The sequence below is a fragment of the Nonomuraea sp. NPDC050540 genome (genome assembly GCF_044457485.1).
Taxonomy (GTDB): Bacteria; Actinomycetota; Actinomycetes; order Streptosporangiales; family Streptosporangiaceae; genus Nonomuraea.
In genome coordinates this window covers 410,843-428,930 of sequence record NZ_JBITHA010000003.1, presented here as the reverse complement: position 1 = coordinate 428,930, position 18,088 = coordinate 410,843, and the positions used below count along the sequence as shown (strand labels likewise).

The 18,088-nt window shown below is 71.0% G+C and carries 17 protein-coding genes; 8 read left to right on the top strand and 9 right to left on the bottom strand.

Going from position 1 to position 18,088, the window contains the following annotated elements; all coding sequences use genetic code 11:
• Both ACIBI5_RS12315 and ACIBI5_RS12310 read right to left on the bottom strand, forming a co-directional pair.
• A complete protein-coding gene (locus ACIBI5_RS12315; RefSeq protein WP_397246005.1) occupies positions 1–1,233 on the bottom strand; it encodes a Gfo/Idh/MocA family protein in 1,233 nt (410 codons plus the stop codon).
• Complete coding sequence (locus ACIBI5_RS12310; protein WP_397246003.1) at positions 1,230–3,275, bottom strand: alpha-galactosidase; 2,046 nt, start codon at positions 3,273–3,275, stop codon at positions 1,230–1,232. The genes ACIBI5_RS12315 and ACIBI5_RS12310 overlap by 4 nt, the downstream gene beginning before the upstream one ends.
• A 71-nt stretch (positions 3,276–3,346) precedes the next feature.
• Between ACIBI5_RS12310 and ACIBI5_RS12305 the strand changes: the two genes are divergently transcribed.
• Positions 3,347–4,531 carry an ROK family protein gene (locus ACIBI5_RS12305; protein WP_397246001.1) on the top strand — a complete coding sequence of 395 codons (1,185 nt, stop codon included), beginning with the start codon at positions 3,347–3,349 and terminating at the stop codon, positions 4,529–4,531.
• A complete protein-coding gene (locus ACIBI5_RS12300) occupies positions 4,532–6,319 on the top strand; it encodes a glycoside hydrolase family 36 protein (protein ID WP_397245999.1) in 1,788 nt (595 codons plus the stop codon). It abuts the gene before it with no gap.
• Here ACIBI5_RS12300 and ACIBI5_RS12295 read toward each other — a convergent pair.
• Genes ACIBI5_RS12295 through ACIBI5_RS12270 form a run of 6 tightly spaced genes read right to left on the bottom strand, consistent with a single transcriptional unit; the run spans position 6,306 to position 11,793 of the window.
• Entirely contained in the window at positions 6,306–6,677 is a 372-nt protein-coding gene (locus ACIBI5_RS12295; protein ID WP_397245997.1) for a VOC family protein, read from the bottom strand. The two genes, ACIBI5_RS12300 and ACIBI5_RS12295, sit on opposite strands and share 14 nt — an antisense overlap.
• Positions 6,677–7,063 carry a VOC family protein gene (locus tag ACIBI5_RS12290; RefSeq protein ID WP_397245995.1) on the bottom strand — a complete coding sequence of 129 codons (387 nt, stop codon included), beginning with the start codon at positions 7,061–7,063 and terminating at the stop codon, positions 6,677–6,679. Before ACIBI5_RS12290 ends, ACIBI5_RS12295 begins: the two co-directional genes overlap by 1 nt.
• A 57-nt stretch (positions 7,064–7,120) precedes the next feature.
• On the bottom strand, positions 7,121–7,534 hold the full coding sequence (locus tag ACIBI5_RS12285; RefSeq protein ID WP_397245993.1) for a hypothetical protein: 414 nt from the start codon (positions 7,532–7,534) through the stop codon (positions 7,121–7,123).
• A gap of 9 nt (positions 7,535–7,543) precedes the next feature.
• Positions 7,544–8,719: a hypothetical protein gene (locus ACIBI5_RS12280; protein ID WP_397245991.1), complete on the bottom strand. Its 1,176-nt coding sequence runs from the start codon at positions 8,717–8,719 to the stop codon at positions 7,544–7,546.
• Positions 8,716–10,038, bottom strand: coding sequence for a BNR-4 repeat-containing protein (locus ACIBI5_RS12275; protein WP_397245989.1), 1,323 nt, complete (start codon positions 10,036–10,038; stop codon positions 8,716–8,718). Before ACIBI5_RS12275 ends, ACIBI5_RS12280 begins: the two co-directional genes overlap by 4 nt.
• 18 nt (positions 10,039–10,056) lie before the next feature.
• Positions 10,057–11,793, bottom strand: a complete 1,737-nt coding sequence (locus ACIBI5_RS12270) for a glycoside hydrolase family 97 catalytic domain-containing protein (RefSeq protein ID WP_397245987.1) — start codon at positions 11,791–11,793, stop codon at positions 10,057–10,059.
• 222 nt (positions 11,794–12,015) lie between these two features.
• Here ACIBI5_RS12270 and ACIBI5_RS12265 point away from each other — a divergent pair, with 222 nt between their 5' ends.
• The 6 genes from ACIBI5_RS12265 to ACIBI5_RS12240 all read left to right on the top strand — a co-directional run bounded on the left by ACIBI5_RS12265 (position 12,016) and on the right by ACIBI5_RS12240 (position 17,479).
• Entirely contained in the window at positions 12,016–13,446 is a 1,431-nt protein-coding gene (locus ACIBI5_RS12265) for an ABC transporter substrate-binding protein (RefSeq protein WP_397245985.1), read from the top strand.
• Complete coding sequence (locus ACIBI5_RS12260) at positions 13,446–14,327, top strand: carbohydrate ABC transporter permease (protein ID WP_397245983.1); 882 nt, start codon at positions 13,446–13,448, stop codon at positions 14,325–14,327. The genes ACIBI5_RS12265 and ACIBI5_RS12260 overlap by 1 nt, the downstream gene beginning before the upstream one ends.
• 7 nt (positions 14,328–14,334) lie before the next feature.
• Entirely contained in the window at positions 14,335–15,216 is an 882-nt protein-coding gene (locus ACIBI5_RS12255) for a carbohydrate ABC transporter permease (protein ID WP_379621418.1), read from the top strand.
• Positions 15,217–15,219: 3 nt separating this feature from the next.
• Positions 15,220–16,188, top strand: a complete 969-nt coding sequence (locus tag ACIBI5_RS12250; RefSeq protein ID WP_397245981.1) for an aldo/keto reductase — start codon at positions 15,220–15,222, stop codon at positions 16,186–16,188.
• 122 nt (positions 16,189–16,310) lie between these two features.
• Positions 16,311–16,610: a cupin domain-containing protein gene (locus tag ACIBI5_RS12245; RefSeq protein WP_397245979.1), complete on the top strand. Its 300-nt coding sequence runs from the start codon at positions 16,311–16,313 to the stop codon at positions 16,608–16,610.
• Positions 16,607–17,479 (top strand): aldo/keto reductase, encoded by an 873-nt coding sequence (locus ACIBI5_RS12240; protein WP_397245977.1) that lies wholly within the window; start codon positions 16,607–16,609, stop codon positions 17,477–17,479. Before ACIBI5_RS12245 ends, ACIBI5_RS12240 begins: the two co-directional genes overlap by 4 nt.
• Here ACIBI5_RS12240 and ACIBI5_RS12235 read toward each other — a convergent pair.
• A complete protein-coding gene (locus ACIBI5_RS12235) occupies positions 17,476–18,036 on the bottom strand; it encodes a DUF4291 domain-containing protein (RefSeq protein WP_397245975.1) in 561 nt (186 codons plus the stop codon). The genes ACIBI5_RS12240 and ACIBI5_RS12235 overlap by 4 nt on opposite strands.
• Between the last annotated feature and the right edge of the window lie 52 nt (positions 18,037–18,088).

Below are 18,088 nucleotides of genomic sequence, written 5' to 3'. Positions count from 1 at the left end.
TCAGACCCGCACCGGCAGGCCCGTCTCGATGGACGTGTTGGCCGCGATGCCGATCCCGGCGGCGCGGATGCCGTCGGTGTAGTCGGCGCGGCGGCCCAGCGGGTCGGGGGCCGGCGTGCCGAACAGGTCGTCGAGCAGGAGCCGGTCGCCGCCGCCGTGCCCGCCGGAGCCGGTCGGGATCTCGATCTCCTCGGCGGGTTCCCAGTGGCGCTGCAGGACGAGGCGCTCGCCGCGTACCCGGCCCTCGGTGAGCCGCCTGGCGCCCTTGCCGAGCTTGGCGGCGGAGCCGGGGTCGGCCCATTCGCGTTCGACGACGTCGAGCTCGATCCGGCCGAGCGTGCCGTTGAGCGCGACCCGGTAGCCCTCCCAGGGCGCGTGCGCGTGCAGCGAGTAGGTCAGCAGGGCCCGGGAGTCGTAGCGGACGAGCACCGCCATGTTGTCCTCGATGTTCACGCCGGGGGCGAAGACGTCCTGGTCGCGGTGGTAGCCGTCCTCGTGCTCGGCCTGGAGGTAGAGGGTTTCGAGGCGGGGGTCGGCGGCGAGGTCGATGGAGAAGCGGTCGGCGCCGATGAGGCCGGAGCCCCGGCTGCGGGGCGGGCGCGGGCCCGGCGCGTTGGCGGGGCCGTAGAAGCGCAGGTCGCCTTGCGCGTAGACGGTCCGCGGGGCGGCGGCCAGCCACCAGTTGACCAGGTCGAAGTGGTGGCCGGACTTGTGCACGAGCAGGCCGCCGGAGTTGGCCTTGTCGCGGTGCCAGCGGCGGAAGTAGTCGGCGCCGTGCATGGTGTCGAGCAGCCATTCGAAGTGCACGGAGGTGACCTCGCCGATGGCGCCCTCGGCGACCAGGCGCTTCACCGCGGAGTTGCGCGGCGAGTAGCGGTAGTTGAACGTGATCGTCACGTCTCCCGCGGCCTTGGCGATGGCCCGGCAGCCCTCGGCCGTGGTGGCGAGGGGCTTCTCGACGATGACGGCGCAGCCGCGTTCCAGGGCGGCGACGGCGTAGACGTGGTGGGTGCGGTCGGGGCTGGTGACGATGACGACGTCGGGGCGCGCCCGGTCGAGCATCTGGCCGAAGTCCCGGTAGGCGGGCACGTCGGCGCCGTAGGAGGCCATGCGGGAGGCGTTGGTGTCGCAGAAGGCGACCAGGTCCCCGGCGTGGTTCCAGTCGCCTCTCAGGGCGTTGACGTACATCCCGGCGCGGTGTCCGAGTCCGACGACGGCGTAGCGGCGGGTCACGGCTGCTCCTTGCGCAGGCGGATGAGGGCGCTGGCGTAGTCGTCGCCGGGGAAGGGGGGCAGCAGGCCCCGGGAGGTCAGCAGCACGCCGTGGTGGACGGCGCCGGTGTCCTCGTCGCGGTAGCGGGCGTCGGGGTCGAGCCCGGACAGGCGCAGGGGCACGCCGGGCGCGCCGAACGCGGCGCGGCGCCTGAAGGCGAGCACGACGACGCGCTCGCCGAGCGTGTACTGCACGGCCTCGCGCAGCCGGTGCAGCTCGCCGTGCTGGACGACCGGGCGGATGTCCTTGTAGACGGCGACCAGTTCGGCGGCCTCGTCGAGCTCCCGCTCGCTCCAGTTCGGCAGGTCGCCGCCGAGTCCGAGCACGCCGGCCATGGCCACGTGGAAGCGGAAGGCGAGCGGGACGCGCCGGCCGGTGATCGGGTTGGGGCTGTCGGTGACCCAGGCCGCCATCGCGCCGGCGGGGTAGATCTGGGTGAAGCCGTGCTGGATGGACAGGCGGTCGGCGGCGTCGGTGTTGTCGGAGGTCCAGACCTGGTCGGTGCGGGCCATGATGCCGAGGTCGGTACGCCCGCCGCCGCCCGAGCAGGCCTCCACGCGCAGGTGCGGGTGGTCGGCGCGCAGCCGGTCGAGGATGGAGTAGACGGCCCGCACGTGGCCGACCAGCAGGTCGCCCGGGTCGGCCTGGGTGAAGGTGCGGTTGCAGTCCCACTTGAGGAAGTCGATGGCGTGCTCGCTGACCAGCCGGTGCAGCCACTTGTGCGCCCAGTCGGCCACCTCGGGGCGGGAGAAGTCGAGCAGGAGCTGGTGGCGCAGCTCGGTGCGCGGCCGTCCCGGCATGTGCACGACCCAGTCGGGGTGCTCGCGGTAGAGGTCGCTGTCGGGGTTGACCATCTCGGGCTCCACCCACAGCCCGAACTTCATGCCGAGCCCATGGACCTCCTCGATGAGCGGCGTCAGCCCGTGCGGGAAGCGCCCGGGGTTGGGCCACCAGTCGCCGAGCCCGGCCCGGTCGCTGGTGCGCCCGCCGAACCAGGCGTCGTCCATGACGAACACCTCGGCCCCGACCCGCGCGGCCAGCGCCGCCATGCGCTTCTGGCTCTCCTCGCCGACGTCGAAGCCGACGGCCTCCCACGAGTTGTAGAGCAGGGGCCGCAGCTCGCCGGCGGCCGGACGGACGTGCTCGTTGACATAGCGATGCCAGGTACGGCTGGCGCCCCCGAACCCGCCGTCGGAGTAGAGCCCGGCGAAGACCGGCGTGCTCCACTCGGTCCCCTGCCAGGACACCCCTTCGTGGCCGAACCCGCCGGTCCAGCCGGTGCGCCCGGAAGGGGTGCGGCCGATGGTGACGCGCCAGCTCCCGCTCCAGGCCAGGGCGCCGCTCCAGACCTCGCCGTGCTCCTCGCCCGCGTCACCGGCGTCCACCATGAGCCAGGGGTTGGCCTGGTGGCTGGTGATGCCGCGCCGGCTGGTCAGCACGGTCTCGCCGACGGGCAGCTCCACGCGGCGCACCGCGTTCTCGGCGGCCCATCCGCCGCTGGCGTGGCTGAGCCGGTATCCGGGCAGCGGGGGCGGGTTCCAGGCGGCCGAGTCGCAGCGCAGCAGCGTGACGGGCTCCTCGGAGCGGATCTCCGTCCAGCGCTCCACCACGTCGGCGTCCGCGTACACGCGGTAGTGCAGCGCCACCTCCACCGGATGGGCGCGGTCGCGCATGAGGATCGTCAGGTGGCCGTCCTCGATCTCGTGCCCGGTGTGCTGCCACTCCACGCCGGTGTCGCCGTTGGCGAAGCGGATCTGCAGGGAGGCGGCGCCGTAGCGGGCGCCGGCCTCGGTGAGGAGTTCCTCGGCCACGCCGGATTCGTCGAAACTGCTGGCCCTGAACGGCGCGGCCCCGGGCAGCGCGGCGGCCTGCACGGGTGTGAGCCTCGGCCCCCAGTGCAGGCAGGCGGGCACGTCGTCGTCGGTGAGCCCGATGACGTAGCTGGTGCGTGGAGTGGTGAGCGACCAGCGGCGTCGCGAGGGGTCGAAAGCGATGAGGCTCATGATCTGGAGCCTAGGCACGGCCTCGCGCGAATTCAATTCTTGACGAAGTTAATTACTGCTACTATGCGGCCATGCTGGATCCCTCGCGCGGGCGGGCGGCGACGATCACGAGCCCGGCCTCCGCCACCGTCTTCACCATGGTCCTGACGCAGGGTCCGGTCTCCCGCGTGGAGATCGCCAGGCGCACCGGCCTGTCGTCGGCGGCCGTCACCAAGGCGGCGAGGCCGTTCATCGACGCGGGATACCTCTTCGAGATGGCGGCCACCGAGCGTACCGGCCCCGGCGCGGGGCGCCCGGCCAGCCCTCTGGCCATCCACCCCGACCGGGAGTTCTTCGCCGGAGTGAAGATCACCGACGACGACCTCATCGGCGTCGTCACCGACCTGCGCGCCCAGGTCGTCGAGGAGGCCCACCGGCCGCTGACCGCGCGCACGCCCGAGCACGTGGTGACGGAGCTCAAGGCGCTCACCGGCGAGCTGCTCGGCCGCGCGCCCGGCTACCGCGAACGCTGCCACTCGCTCGGCCTGGCCATCTCCGGCGACGTCGACAAGAGCACCGGGCTGGTGCGCTACTCCCCCTTCCTGCGCTGGCGCGAGGTGCCGCTCGGCGAGCTGGCCGGGGCCGCGACCGGCCTGACCGTCACCGTGGAGAACGACGTCAAGGCGCTCACCGTGGCCGAGCACTGGTTCGGCGAGGGCGTGGGCGCCTCGTCGTTCGCGCTGGTCACGGTCGGGCTCGGCATCGGCTGCGCGGTCGTCGTGGACGACCGCCTGGTGGCGGGGGCGCGCGGCGTGGCCGGCGAGATCGGGCACGTGCCGGTCGGCGGCGACAGCCCTCCGTGCCACTGCGGCGGCCACGGCTGCGTGGAGGCCATCGCGGGCACCCCGGCCGTCGTCGCGGCGGCCCGCGCGGCGCTGGGCGACGACACGCTGACGCTCGACGCCGCCATGGCCGCGGCGCGTTCGGGCTCGCCGGCCGCCATGGCGGTCTTCGCCCGCGCGGGCGAGACGATCGGGCGGGCGATGGCGGCCATGGCCAACCTCATCGGCCCCGAGCGCATCATCGTCAGCGGCGACATGCCGGGGCTGGCGGCCTATGAGCTGTTCGAGGACCAGCTCCGCGCGGCCTTCGCCCAGCAGGCCTTCGGCGCGGCGGCCGACTGCCGCCTGGTCCTGCGGCCCTCGCCGTTCGAGCAGTGGGCCCGCGGCGCCGCCGCGGTGGCCATCCAGACCCTCTTCACCCTCCAGGAGAGATGAGTGACCGCGACCATCTGGCAGCCCCACGACACCGCCGCGGCCTCGGGCGTGGTGGAGATCCCCCTGGGCCTCGGCGACCTGGTGGCCCAGGCGAGCGCGGTGGCCGTGGACGCCGCCGACGCGCCCGTCGAGCTGGCGTGGGAGGTCGTGCCCACCGGCGACGGCGTGGTGGAGGTGCGGGTGACGCCCGGGGCGCCGGCGGCGGTGCGCGTGGCGTGGCGCGTGCCGTGCGTGGACGTGACCGCCTTCTGGGCGCCCGACAGCGGCGAGCACCGGGGCCTGCCGCCGTTCTGGCGCCGCCCGCGCCGGACCTCGCTGGAGAAGGGCGCGCCGGTGGGCGCGCTGATCGGCGCGGGCGACGTGTCGGTGTGCACGTACGCGGTGGCCGAGGTCGTGCGGCCGGTGCTGATCCGCACCGGCGTGGTCGAGGAGACGGGTGACTTCGGCTTCTGGGCCGAGCATCGGGCCGCCCCGGGGGCCGGCCTCGTGCTGCGGCTCGACCTCGGCGGCAGGCACTTCGCCGACACGCTGGCCGGCGTCGCCGCCTGGTGGTCGGCCGGGCGCGGCGCGCGGGAGGTTCCGCGCGCCGCGCGGATGCCCGCCTACTCCACCTGGTACGCCATGCAGCAGCACGTGAGCGCCGAAAGCGTGGAACGCCAGGCCGCGGCCGCCGCCGCCCTGGGCTGCGAGGCGATCATCGTGGACGACGGCTGGCACAGCGACGACCGGGGCCGGGGTTACGGCTACGTCGGCGAGTGGCTTCCCTCCCCCACCGCATTCCCCGACATTTCCGGGCACGTCGCCAAAGTCCGCGCCCACGGCCTCGCCTACCTGCTCTGGTACGCGCTCCCCTTCGTCGGCCGCCACACCCCGCTCTGGGACCGGGTCCAGGACTACAGCCTCACCTACAAACCGCACATGAACGCCGTCGTCGTCGACCCCCGCTACCCCCACATCCGCGACCTGCTCACCGGCAACCTCGCCCGCGCCGTCGAGGAGTGGGGCATGGACGGGCTCAAGATCGACTTCATCGACCAGTTCGCCGTCGAGGACCCGCCGGAGCCCGGCCCCGAGGCCGACTGCGCCACGGTCGACGAGGGCGTGCGCCTCCTGCTGGACGAGCTGGGCGCGCGCCTGCCCGCGGACGCGCCGATCGAGCTGCGGCAGCCCTACGTCAGCCCGGGGCTCTGGCGGCACGCCGCGATGGTGCGCGCCTCCGACTGCCCGCTCAGCGCACTGCACAACCGCCAGCGCACGATCGACCTGCGCCTGGTCGCGGGGCCGCTGGCCGTACACGCGGACATGATGATGTGGCACCCGGCGGAGAGCGCCGAGCGCGTCGCCGTGCAGCTGATCAACGTGTTGTTCGCGGTGCCGCAGATCTCCGTGGACCTCACCGCGCAGAGCGCCGCGCAGACGGCGGCGCTGCGCTTCTGGCTGGCGTTCGTGAAGGAGCACGCCGAGGTGCTGCAGCGCGGGCAGCTGCGCCCGTCGCGGCCCGACCTGCAGTATCCGCTGGTCACCGCGCGGGGCGACGGCGTGGTGATCGCCGCGCGCTACGCGCCGGTGCCGGTTGCGGTGCCCTCGTCGGGCACGCTGTGGCTGGCCAACGCCGACGACGACACCGCCGTCCTGCTGACCTCCGCCCTCGCCGGTACGGCCCGCGCCACCGTCCACGACTGCCGCGGCGAGGTCGTGGGCCGGGGCACGCACACGTTCGAGGCCGCCGGCACGCACCGGATCACGGTGCCCACCGGCGGCCTGCTGAAGCTGGTCAGATCTGGATGACCGACAGCACGTTGCCGGCCGGGTCGGTGAACCACGCGATCGGCGGCCCGCCGGCCCGCATGACGCCGTTGGCCTCCTGCTCGAAGCCCGGATAGCGGACGAACTCCACGCCGCGCTCGCCGAGCCGCTCGACGGCCTTGTCGATGTCGTCGACCGGGAAGTTCAGGATGGTGTAGCCGGCGGGCTCGTGGGCCTCGCCCTTGGGATAGACGAGGGTGTCGCGATCGCCGGCGAGGTGCAGGGTGAGCATCCCGTTCTCCTCCGAGACCCGCAGGCCGAGCACGCCCTCGTAGAACGCCTTGGCCCTGGGCACGTCGTCGACGGAGAACCCGCTGAACGCCTTGGTCTGGCCGAACATCACTTCGCCTCCATTTCCGCGCGGTGCTCGGGGCTGAGCTGGATGACCTGGACGTAGTTGCCGTCGGGGTCGATCGCGGTGGCGAACAGGCTGCCGTCGCGCTCCTCCAGCGGAGCCAGCCAGGTCACCCCGAGGCCCTCCATGCGGGCGGTGACCTCTCTCGCATCGTCCACCTGGAAGTTGAGTATCATCCTGGCGGGCTCCGGGTTCTTGGCGCTGACGTCGGCACGCCGGTCGAAGAGCACGCCGAACGTGCCGAAGCGCAGGAAGAGGTAGTCGCCGAGGTCGGCCTTCTCGGCCGGCTCCAGCGCCGCGGCGTACCAGTCGCTGAGCCGGACCGGGTCGGTGCTGGCCAGCAGCATGCTGTCCAGGGCGGGGCTGGTCATGTCTTCCTCCAGGGTCGTGGATCGCTTTCCCGTACAGACCCCGGAGGAAGCCGGAACTCATCGGTGGCGGTCGAAGAACTGTGCCTGATAGAGCGAGGGCGGCAGCAGGCCCGGCCGGTTGGCGCCCTCGATGTAGCCCGCGGGCTGGGCGAACGGGCCGTCGCCGGTGATCGTCCCGCGGCAGCCGATGGCGTAGTTCTGGGCCGTGGGCGGTTTCTGGACGATCAGCCTGCTGGTGGACACGTCGCAGTTCCAGGCGACGGAATGGGCCGCCGACCAGCCGTGCGAGGTGCCGTAGCGGCCGCGGTTGTACAGGCCGAGCGTGTAGTCGTGATGCGGGTCGAGGTCGCGGCGGTCGTGGCGCACGAGGGCGGACTGCCAGAGGGCGCCCGCCCGTGCGGGCGCCGGGCCCGCGGCGGCGAACGCCAGCGCGCCGCCGGCGGCCAGTATCCCGCGTCTGGTGAGATCCATGCTCCGCTCCTACCTGATGACGATCTTGTCGAGCTCGGGCGTCCTGGCGGTGAGGTTGAAGAAGCGGACGTTGTTGACGCCGGCGATCAGCGGCACCTGGACGGTCGTCGTGGTGATCGTGCCGAGGGTGCCGGTCATGGGCACCTCGAAGGAGTCGGCGCCGTTCACGCTGACGCGGAAGGACTGGGTGCCGTCGACGACGGCGTGGACGGTCATCTCCTTGGTCGCGGTGGTCTCGGAGAGGATGCCCTTGACCGTGGTGTAGTCGTAGGTGTTGCCGCCGATGAGGATGGTCTTGAGCCCGCCGGAGCAGATCCCGCAGTAGGCGGGTTCCGCGGCGCCCTCGAAGATCGTGCCCTTGCGCTCGGCCTCGTACGCGGCCGGGTCGGGCGCCGGCAGCCGGACCGGCGGGTTGACCGGCCCCAGCGTCCATGCCTTGAGGTCCCTGACCAGCATGTGGGTGTCCTGCAGGCCGGTGCTGCGGATGCTGCGGTAGATGCCCCACTTCGGACGGTTGTACTGCTCCTCGGTCCAGAAGAAGTCGATGTCGTCGATCCGCTGGTCCACCAGCGTGCGGTGGCCGTCCTTCAGCACCCACCGCATGTAGCCCTTGTCGCTGGACTTGATCTCGATCGTGGTGGTGACCCACTTGTTCTGGATCGCCTCCAGGTCGTAGGAGGCGAAGCCGTGCGTGGCGTTGTCGGCCAGCGTCCAGTAGCGGGCCTCGATCTTCTGCACGCCGCTCTTGACCGGCAGGGAGAGCTGGGCGACCGGGGTGCCGATGTCGGAGGTCTTGAGCTGCCAGATGTGGCTGAAACTGGAGGTGGCGTCCAGGGTGTCGGGAATGTACATCTGCCAGCTGATCCGCCAGGTCTCGTCCTTGCGCATCTCCAGGGCGCGGCCCCGGCCGTCGCGCATGCCGCGTACCTCGTTGCGCTGGCGGTCGGAGCCGTCGCGGTCCACGGTGTGCATGTCGAAGCGCCAGGCGTTCCTGTCGGTGGAGACGTGCGGCAGGCCGTCGGCGTGCGAGCCGCGCCGGTCGTCCTCCAGCGCCTCGAAGGCGCCGACGCCGTCGCGCGAAGGGCTGGGGTTCCAGCGCAGTTCCCAGCGATCGCCCGCGGCCTGCGCCGCGGACGGGGTGAAGGCGGCCACCAGCACGAGCGCCGCCGCGATCTGCCTGATCATCGAATCTCTCCCACGGCGTAGACGTTTCCGGTCTGCACGGTCTGGTCCTGGGTCCCGGTGTTGGTCTCGGCGAGCATGCGGACCGGGTCCTTGCCGCCCTCGATCACGTTGCCCTTCTGGAGCTTGGTGTCGGTCCAGACGTACTGCCCCTGCCGCCAGTTCCGGCCACGGTCGAGGGTGAAGGCGGTGATGCCCGACTCGCTGCCCCTGGTGGTGTAGACCCGGAGCGTGTGGGGGCCGGTCTTCTCGCTGTCGAGCAGGCCGTACTCCTGGGTGAGGCGGGTGAAGTCCCACGAGCGGCCGTTCCAGCGGCCCGCGGTCAGCCAGGCGCGCTGTCCGCCGGTCTGGTTGTCGTAGAAGACGATCACCGGCTTGCCATCGGCCATGACCTGGACCGAATGGGTGAAGCCGGTGCCGTGCAGCAGTTCCCTGTTGCTGCGCCAGACGATCGCCTTGTCCAGCATCTCGGCCTGGTCGAGCTGGGTGCCGAGGTCCTCGCCGGCGACGGTCGAGAAGCGCCGGGTGGCCGGGTCGAAGACGGCGTAGAACACGTCGTGGATCTGGGTGCCGTGGCCGTGGACGTCGGGTTTGCCGCCGCCCGCCATCGTCCAGAGCATGTGGAAGCGGCCGCCGTACTCGGTCATCTCGGCGACGTAGACCTCGTCCATGTTGTCCGCGCGCTCGGAGCCGAGGATGTACGGGTGGCCGGTCAGCTCGCCCGAGCTCTTCCAGGTCACGCCGTCGTCGGTGGACATGAGGTACTGCATCGGCCGGTCGTCGACGAAGGCCGTCCCGTCGTCCTCCTTGAGCGTGTCGCGGAAGAAGACGTAGACGTCGCCGTTGCGGGCCTTCAGCGCCATCGGGTAGGAGGCGTAGTAGGGCGCGACGTCACCGAGGCCGCGGTCGCTCCACGTGCCGTCGGCCGCCCGCGTGGCCAGGCGCAGCGGCGAGTTGTGCGCGCCGTGGAAGACCAGCAGCTTGCCGTCGTCGGCCTGGACCATGACCGGGTAGTTGTGCTTGTCCTTGAAGGAGGAGCCGATCTTGACCGGCGTGCTCCAGCGGCCGCCCTGGTGGTCGTAGTCCTGGAAGTAGGCGTCGGAGTCCTTGCCCATCCAGGAGACGTAGGTCCGGTCCGCCTCGCGGTCGTACAGGCCCGCGCCCATCGGGCGGCGGTCGCTGTGGACGCGGGCGTGGGTGGCGGTGGTCTGCGCGACGAGCGTGCCGCCCCTGTCGTGCTGGGGTTCGGCCCGCGCGCTGGTGAAGACACCGAGAGCGAGGGCGGCCGCCGCCGTGGCGGCGCCGATCCGGGTGGGGTGCACGGGTCCTCTTTCCGCTCTTTACGGCTGGCGCCGGGCCAGCCGTAAGGTGAAACCGCCGTTGGCGGCCACGGGGATGTCGAGCTTGGCGCCCGGGGCGACGTCGGCCTCCTCGGCCGCGAGGCCGTCGCCGGGGGCGTCCTGGTAGATCTCGGCCGTCCACTCCCCGTCGCCGAGGAAGCCGAGCGCGACCGTGATCACGCGGGACTCGCCCGCCGTGCCGCAGGCCACGTACCAGACCTCGCCGTCGCGGCGGGCCAGTACGAGGTGGTCGGCCGGGTCGCCGGACAGCAGGCGGGTCTCGTCCCAGGCGACGGGGACCCGGGCGAGCAGGCGCCGGGCTTCGGGGCGCGCGCCGTACGCCTCTATGCTGTCGGCGAAATGCTGCACGCCGGACTCGAACAGGACGGCGAGCGCGAGCTCGAACCCGGCCGAGATGCTCCGTACGGCGCTGAAGGTGACGGGGGTGAAGTCCATCGGGCCCTGCACGTTGCGGGTGCAGGCCAGCGACAGGTAGTGCGTGGGCGGGTAGAGCGGTTCCTTGCCGGGTTTCGGCTTGATCCACTCGGCGCCCTTGACCGCCTCGGCGGTCATGAAGTGCGGCCAGGTGCGCTCGGTGCCGCGCGGGATCGTGCCGCCGTGGAAGACGACCATCAGCTCCAGCCGCGCGGTGGCCTCCAGGATGGAGTCGAACCAGCGCATGCGGTCCTGGCCGTCGGACTCGGTGAAGTCGATCTTCACGCCGACGGCGCCCCACTCCTTCCAGAGGGCGAGCTTCTCGCGGTGCTCCAGCGGGGTGTCGACGTGCTGCCAGTGCGACCAGAGCCAGATGCCGACGCCGCGCTCGCGGGCGTAGGCGATGAGCTCGGGCATCCACTCCTTGTTCCATCCGGCGTCGGCCAGCACGTACGGCCAGCCCATCCCGGCGGCGAAGTCCACCCAGACCTTCTGGGCCTCCAGGTCGCGGGTGGAGGGACCGTCCGACCACCAGGACCAGGCTGCGGCGCCCGGTTCGACCCAGGAGGCGTCGGCCACCTTGGACGGCTCGGCCAGGCTGGTCACCAGGTCGCTCGCGACGATGGCGGCGAGGTCGCCGACGATCGCCGTACGCCAGGGCGTGACCAGCGGGGAGGCCGCGGTGACGTACGGGTCGGGCAGGTCGAGGCGGAAGGCGGTGCCGTCGAAGGCGAGACGGGTGCCGGCATAGCCGCTGTCCAGGTTCGACTCGGTGACCAGCATCCAGCTCTCGCCGATCTGGAACAGCGACGGGTAGCCGTACAGGATCGGCTCGGCGCGCCCGACGGTGGTGTGGTGGTGGATCTCCTCGTAGTCGCAGCGGCCGTTCTCGTAGGGCAGGAGGATGGCGCGGGCCGCCGCCGGCACCACATACTCCGAAATTTCATCGCAAATCGTGACAGGGCCGGTCCAGCTGACCCTGTACCGGCACGCGACCCCGCCCGAACCCACCCGCACCTGGAATTCCAGGCCCGGAGTGAACGAGAGGGTCCATTCGGTGGCGGTGTAGCGGTGCGCGCGGCTCTTGCCGGTCACGGTCTCGTAGCTCTCGTCGACGGCCCGGCTGGTGATCCCCTCGAACGCCAGGCCGCGGGTCAGGTCGGCGTGGGCGGCCTTCAGGCCCAGCCGGGACGGGCAGACGACCACCCGGCCGGCGTGCCGTACCTCCCATGAAAGCTCGCCGTCGGGCGAGAGTTCGATCACTGCTTCCAGATCGTCGGCAGCACAGGTCCATTTGGGCACGAAAGCCTCCATGGCTAGCTCACAGTGCGCCCGAGCCTAGGTTGCAAGCGATTGCAATTCAATTCTTGACGAAGTTAATTACCAGGTCTACGGTACGGCCATGCCCCTGAGTCATCGGACCTTTATGGCGAGACTGACCGAACCGGGCCTGGGTGCGCCCGGCACCTTCACCCTGCGACCGCCGGTGCGGCCATCGAGATCTTCCTCGGAAAGAGGTCATCCATGGACATGAACCGCCGCCGGATGCTGGCCCTCGCCGTAGCCGCCGCGTCCATGCCCGTCCTCGCCGCCTGCGGGGGCGACACGCGCCAGCAGAAGCAGGCCGCCGCGCCGGTCAAGACGGGCATCCAGACCATCGACCCCAACCGGCCGGGCAACGACACCTGGCCGTTCGAGGAGGCCGAGAAGCTCAACGACTCGCTGCGGTGGCCGAGGTCGGACGTGGCCGACCCCGCCGCCAAGGTGACGATCACCATCGCCTCCACCTCGGACGTCATCGCCGAGGTGCGCAACATGCAGTTCGACTACTTCTTCAGGAAGCGCCACCCGAACATCGAGATCAAGCGCGAGACCTCGACCTTCGACGGCTTCCTCACCAAGTACATGGCCCAGGCCGCGGGCGGCTCCCTGCCCGACGTCATGTACAACCACTACTCCTGGACCCAGAACTTCATCTCCAACAACATCGTCGCCCCGCTGGAGGACTTCATCGCCAGGTCCCCCGACTTCGCCAGGGACGACCTGCCCAAGGCCGGGCTCGCCTACTTCGAGCGCGGCGGCAAACTGTACGGCCTGCCCACCGACATGGCCCCCAAGCTGCTCTTCTTCAACAAGGACATCTTCGACAAGGCCGGCCTGAAGTACCCGGACGAGACCTGGACCTTCGAGCAGATGATCGAGACCGCCCACAAGCTCAAGAGCGGCTCCGGCGCCACGAAGATCTTCGGTTTCTCGCCGACCCCGAAGCCCGCCCCCGACCTGTCGACGGTCTTCCTCATGCCGTACGGCGGGCGCTTCCTCTCCCCCGACGAGACCCAGGTCCAGGTCAACTCCCCCGAGGCGGTCAAGACGCTCGGCATGTGGCTCGACCTGCTGCTCAAGGACGGCGTCACGCCGAGCCTGGCCGAGGAGCTCCTGCTGGAGAAGGTCGACCCGTGGAAGTCCGGCCACGCCGCGATGCACATCAACGGCGCCTGGATCATGACGGAACTGGCCAAGCAGAAGGCGTTCAAGTGGGGCGCCACGCACGTGCCCAAGGGCCCGCAGGGCCGCTTCTCCCCCGCCGTCGGCAGCGCCCTGGTCATCACCGAGGCCTCCCGGCAGAAGGAGGCGGCGTGGCTCTACATCTACGAGTACCTGTCGTCGTCCGGCTACCAGTTCCGCCGCATCAGCGCCCCGGCGCGCCAGTCGGCGTGGCTGCCCAACGCCGAGGCGCTCGGCATCCCGGCGGAGACGGCGGAACTGGTCAAGGAGATCCTCGCCGACTACGCCACCAGTGACGGCGTGCTGCGCCTGCCCGCGACCAAGAAGGCGGTCGACACGGCCAAGCCCATCTGGGAGCGCGCGATGCTCGGCAAGATCGACGCCAAGGCGGCGCTGGACGAGATCGCCGCCAAGGTCGGCCCGTTGCTCGCCGAGAACAAGATCGCGTGATGGCCACGCTCGCCCAGCGCGAGGCGCGGCGCTTCCACCTGTTCGTCTCGCCGTGGCTGCTGGGGTTCATCCTGTTCACGGCCGGCCCGATCCTCGCGGCCATCGTCATCAGCTTCATGGAGTGGAACCTGCTGAAAGCGCCGCAGTGGGTGGGCCTGGCCAACTACGAGCGCATGTTCGGCGACCCCGAGTTCTGGGAGTCGATCGAGAACACCGTCCAGTACGGGGTCGGCTACGTCGCGCTCGGCGTCACGTTCACGTTCGTGATGGCGCTGCTGCTCAACCAGCCGCTGCGCTTCCAGGGCCTGTTCCGCACCGTCATGTACATGCCGTCCGTGGTCTCCGGGCTGGCGACGGCGCTGCTGTGGCTGAACATCCTGCACCCCGACTACGGCCTGATCAACAAGGTCCTGGCCACGGTCGGCATCTCCGGCCCCGGCTGGCTGGCCTCGCAGGAGTGGGCCATCCCGGCGCTGGTGCTCATGGCCGTGTGGGGCGCGGGCAACACCATCGTCATCTACCTGGCCGGGCTCCAGGGCATCCCGAAGTCGCTCTACGAGGCGGCCGAGATCGACGGCGCCGGCTGGTGGCGGCGTTTCTGGAACGTCACCGTGCCGATGATGTCGCCGGTCATCTTCTTCAACGTGGTCACCGGCTTCATCGGCGCCCTGCAGGGCTACGTGCTCATCCTGGCCATGACCGAGGGCGGGCCCGGCAACGCCACGATGGTGCTCGGCCTCTACATCTACCGGCACGCCTTCGTCTACTTCGACATGGGGTACGCCGCCGCGCTGTCGTGGGCCATGTTCGCCATCATCATCGCCGTCACCGCCATCCAGTTCGCCCTGGCCAGGCGCTGGGTGCACTACGAGTTCAGGTGAGGTCACGATGCTGCTGAAGAGAGCGGAGCCGAGGACCCTCACCCCGGCGCAGACCGAGCGGATCCGGCGGGCGCAGCGGGCGGGCGCGTACGTGCTGCTCATCGCGAGCACCGTCGTGTTCGTGCTGCCGTTCCTGTGGATGATCACGACGTCGCTGAAGTCGGACGCGGAGAACCTCGCCTTCCCGCCGCAGTGGCTGCCCGACTCCTTCCACTGGGAGAACTACTCGCGCGGCTGGTTCGGATCGCTGGACTACACGCGGTTCATGCTCAACACCGTGCTGATCACCGCGCTGTCGATGGCGGGCAACCTGATCTCGTGCGTCCTGCCGGCCTACGCGTTCGCGCGGATGCGGGCGCGGGCGGCGACGCTGATGTTCGGGGCACTGCTGGCCACCATGATGATCCCGCGCGAGATCACGCTGGTGCCGAAGTTCATCCTGTTCTCCAAGATCGGCTGGGTGGACACGTACCTGCCGCTGATCGTGCCGGAGTTCTTCGGGGTCGCGCTCTACATCTTCCTGCTGCGGCAGTTCTTCACCACGATCCCGCAGGAGCTCATCGACGCCGCCCGCATCGACGGCGCCTCCGAGCTGCGGATCCTGTGGCGGATCATGCTGCCGCTGTCGAAGCCGGCGCTGGCGGCCATCTGCCTGTTCTCCTTCGTGGGCAACTGGAACCAGTACCTGGAGTCGGTCATCTACATCAGGACGACCGAGAAGTTCACGCTGCCCATGGGGCTCGGGCTGTTCACCGACCAGTTCGCCACGCAGTACAACCAGATGATGGCCGTGGCCCTGATCGCCATGATGCCCATCGTGATCATCTTCTTCATCGCCCAGAAGACCTTCATCAGGGGCGTCACTCTGACCGGAATCGCAGGAAGGTAGGACGTGGACTATCGACGGTGCGGGCGCAGCGGTCTGCTGCTGCCCGCTGTCTCCCTCGGGCTCTGGCACAACTTCGGCGACGGCCGTACGCCGGAGAGCCGGCGCGCGATCGTGCGCGCGGCCCTCGACCTCGGCATCACCCATTTCGACCTCGCCGACCGGTACGGCCCGCCGCTCGGCGCCGCCGAGCGCACGTTCGGCTCGATCTTCCAGCTCGACCTGCGCGGCATGCGGGACGAGATCGTGGTCACCACCAAGGGCGGCAACCCCATGTGGGACGGCCCCTACGGCAAGGGCAACTCCCGCAAGCACCTGCTGGCCACCCTGGACCAGTCGCTCGGCCGCCTCGGCCTGGACCACGTCGACATCTACTACCTGCACCGCGACGACCGGGACACGCCGCTGGAGGAGCAGGCCGCGGCCCTGGACCACATGGTCCGCACCGGCCGGGCGCTGTACGTGGGGGTGTCGAACTTCGCGCCCGGCCGCACGGCGGCCATCGCCGGGCTGCTGCGCTCCCTGGGCACGCCGCTGCTGGTGCACCAGCCCGTCTACTCGCTGCTGCGGCGCGACATCGAGGAGGAGTTGCTGGGGGTGCTGGAGCGGGAGGGCGTGGGCTGCGTGGTGTACTCGCCGCTGGCCCAGGGGTTGCTGACGGACCGGTATCTGGCGGGCATCCCATCGGACTCGCGGGCGGCCGAGGGGCGGTTCCTGACGGCTGACCGGGTGACGGAGGAGGTGCTGTCCTTCGTACGGCAATTGTCGGAAATTTCGGCTGATCGTGGGCAATCGGTGGCGCAGCTGGCCCTGGCCTGGGCGCTGCGCGACGAGCGGATCACCTCCGTGCTCGTCGGCGCCTCCAGCCCCGAGCAGCTCGCGGCCAACGCCGCCGCCGTGGACCGCCTCGGCTTCACCGCCGACGAACTGGCCGCCATCGAGCGGGCGGCCAAGGAGAGCGGCGTCCTCGGCTGACGGCATTTCGGCCGACGGCGTTTCAGCCGACGGCGTTCGCGCCGCCACGGACCGCGTGCGCGCCCGGTGCCAGGGGCGCGCACGCACCCTTTCTTCCTCAGAATCTCCGGAAAGGAGCCCCGATGCGCAGGAGCACGCTGGCCGAGCACGGCGACGGGATCTCGTTACCCGGCTACCGGGTCGAATCCGGCGGCGTCTCCACCCTGCCCCCCGGCCAGATCAGCCACCACCGGGGCCCGCACACCCATCCCGACCCCGAGATCTTCCTCATCCTGTCCGGCACGGGCCGCATCCACCTCGACGGCGAGGCGTCCGGCTTCGCCGCCGGGGACGTGCTCATCGTCGAGGCCGGCGAGGACCACCACCTGGAGGCCGTCACCGAGGTCGTCACCACCTGGCTCCACCTGGAACCCGCCCCGTGACCCTGCCCCACCTGCCCGAGCTGGGGCTGGGCGGCGGCCCGCTCGGCAACTACCTGCGCCCCATCAGCGACGGGCAGGCCCGCGAGGTCGTGGACGCCGCCTGGGAGTCGGGCATCCGCTACTTCGACACCGCCCCCTACTACGGGCTCGGGCTGGCCGAGCGCCGTCTCGGCGCGGCACTGCGCGAGCGGCCCCGATCGGAGTACCTGCTGTCGACCAAGGTGGGCCGGCTGATCCGGCCGGGACCCGGCGGCCCGGGGATCTTCGCCGTCGACGACGACCGGCACGCCGTCCACGACTTCTCCCGCGACGGCGTCCTGCGCAGCCTGGAGGAGTCGCTCGAACGGCTCGGCACCGGCCATGTCGACATCCTGCTCGTCCACGACCCCGACCGCCACTGGCCCCAGGCCCTCGACGAGGCGTTCGCGACGCTGGCCGACCTGCGCGCGCAGGGAGTGATCAAGGCGATCGGCGTCGGCATGAACCAGCCCGCGATGCTCGCCGCCTTCGTCAGGAACGCCGATCCCGACGTGCTGCTGGCCGCCGGCCAGTGCACGCTGCTGCGCCGAACCGCGTTCGACGAGCTTCTGCCGCTGTGCGCCGAGCGGGGCGTCCCGGTGGTGGCGGCCGGCCTGTTCCACCGCGGCCTGCTGGCCGAGCCGCCCGCCGATCCGCCGCCGGAGGTCCGGCCGATCCTGGACGCCTGCGCCGCGTACGGGGTGCCGGTGGCCGGTGCCGCGATGCGTTTCCCACTGCGCCACCCGGCCGTGCGCTCGATCCTCATCGGTGCCCACACTCCGGCCCAGGTGCTGGCCAACGTGGCGGACTTCCGTACCCCGGTCCCCGAGGAGTTGTGGGCCGCGCTCTAGGAGGCCTGGACGACGGCGGCCAGCTCGGCGCCGAGCGGGTAGGGACGCTCGTCGGGCAGCAGCCCGGCGACGTCCCGCTTGGCCCGCAGCGCCGCGTGCACGGCCTTGACCTGCGGGGTGATGTCGCGGATGGCGGTGATCCACTCATCGGTGTAGCGGGTGACCGCCTCGCCGGACAGCCCGATCTGGATCGAGCGGTGGGGCAGCGGGTTGTGGTGGAGGTCGCGCTCCGGATCCCACTGCACCCGCACCGGCCTGCCGCGTGCCTCCGCGCCGCCGTGGTGGCTCAGCGACGCGTTGGCCAGCGCCCACGCGAAGCCGTCGCGGCTGATGTCGACGGCCAGCACGCGGGCCTGGCCGGGCTTGGTGGCATAGCCGCAGCGGTACATCATCCAGAGGAACGACGGCTTGATCCACGTCATCCGCTCGCGCTTGAACGGCGCCACGAACCGCTGCGCCGCGACCGCCGGAGCGGCGATGGCCGGATCGTAGGCCTGGTAGACGGTGATCGTCTCCTCGGTGTAGACGGCACGGATCTGCCGATAGGGCACGTTCATCCGCCCAGCGTGGCGAAAGCGGCGACAACCCCGCAACGCGTTTACCCGTGTC

Bases quoted from the DNA above. Each gene is read 5' to 3' on its own strand.
- ACIBI5_RS12305 (WP_397246001.1), top strand. From the start codon at position 3,347: ATGCTGGATCCCTCGCGCGGGCGGGCGGCGACGATCACGAGCCCGGCC.
- ACIBI5_RS12245 (WP_397245979.1), top strand. From the start codon at position 16,311: ATGCGCAGGAGCACGCTGGCCGAGCACGGCGACGGGATCTCGTTACCC.
- ACIBI5_RS12255 (WP_379621418.1), top strand. From the start codon at position 14,335: ATGCTGCTGAAGAGAGCGGAGCCGAGGACCCTCACCCCGGCGCAGACC.
- ACIBI5_RS12265 (WP_397245985.1), top strand. From the start codon at position 12,016: ATGGACATGAACCGCCGCCGGATGCTGGCCCTCGCCGTAGCCGCCGCG.
- ACIBI5_RS12280 (WP_397245991.1), bottom strand. From the start codon at position 8,719: ATGATCAGGCAGATCGCGGCGGCGCTCGTGCTGGTGGCCGCCTTCACC.
- ACIBI5_RS12295 (WP_397245997.1), bottom strand. From the start codon at position 6,677: ATGTTCGGCCAGACCAAGGCGTTCAGCGGGTTCTCCGTCGACGACGTG.
- ACIBI5_RS12310 (WP_397246003.1), bottom strand. From the start codon at position 3,275: ATGAGCCTCATCGCTTTCGACCCCTCGCGACGCCGCTGGTCGCTCACC.
- ACIBI5_RS12290 (WP_397245995.1), bottom strand. From the start codon at position 7,063: ATGACCAGCCCCGCCCTGGACAGCATGCTGCTGGCCAGCACCGACCCG.
- ACIBI5_RS12235 (WP_397245975.1), bottom strand. From the start codon at position 18,036: ATGAACGTGCCCTATCGGCAGATCCGTGCCGTCTACACCGAGGAGACG.
- ACIBI5_RS12285 (WP_397245993.1), bottom strand. From the start codon at position 7,534: ATGGATCTCACCAGACGCGGGATACTGGCCGCCGGCGGCGCGCTGGCG.
- ACIBI5_RS12260 (WP_397245983.1), top strand. From the start codon at position 13,446: ATGGCCACGCTCGCCCAGCGCGAGGCGCGGCGCTTCCACCTGTTCGTC.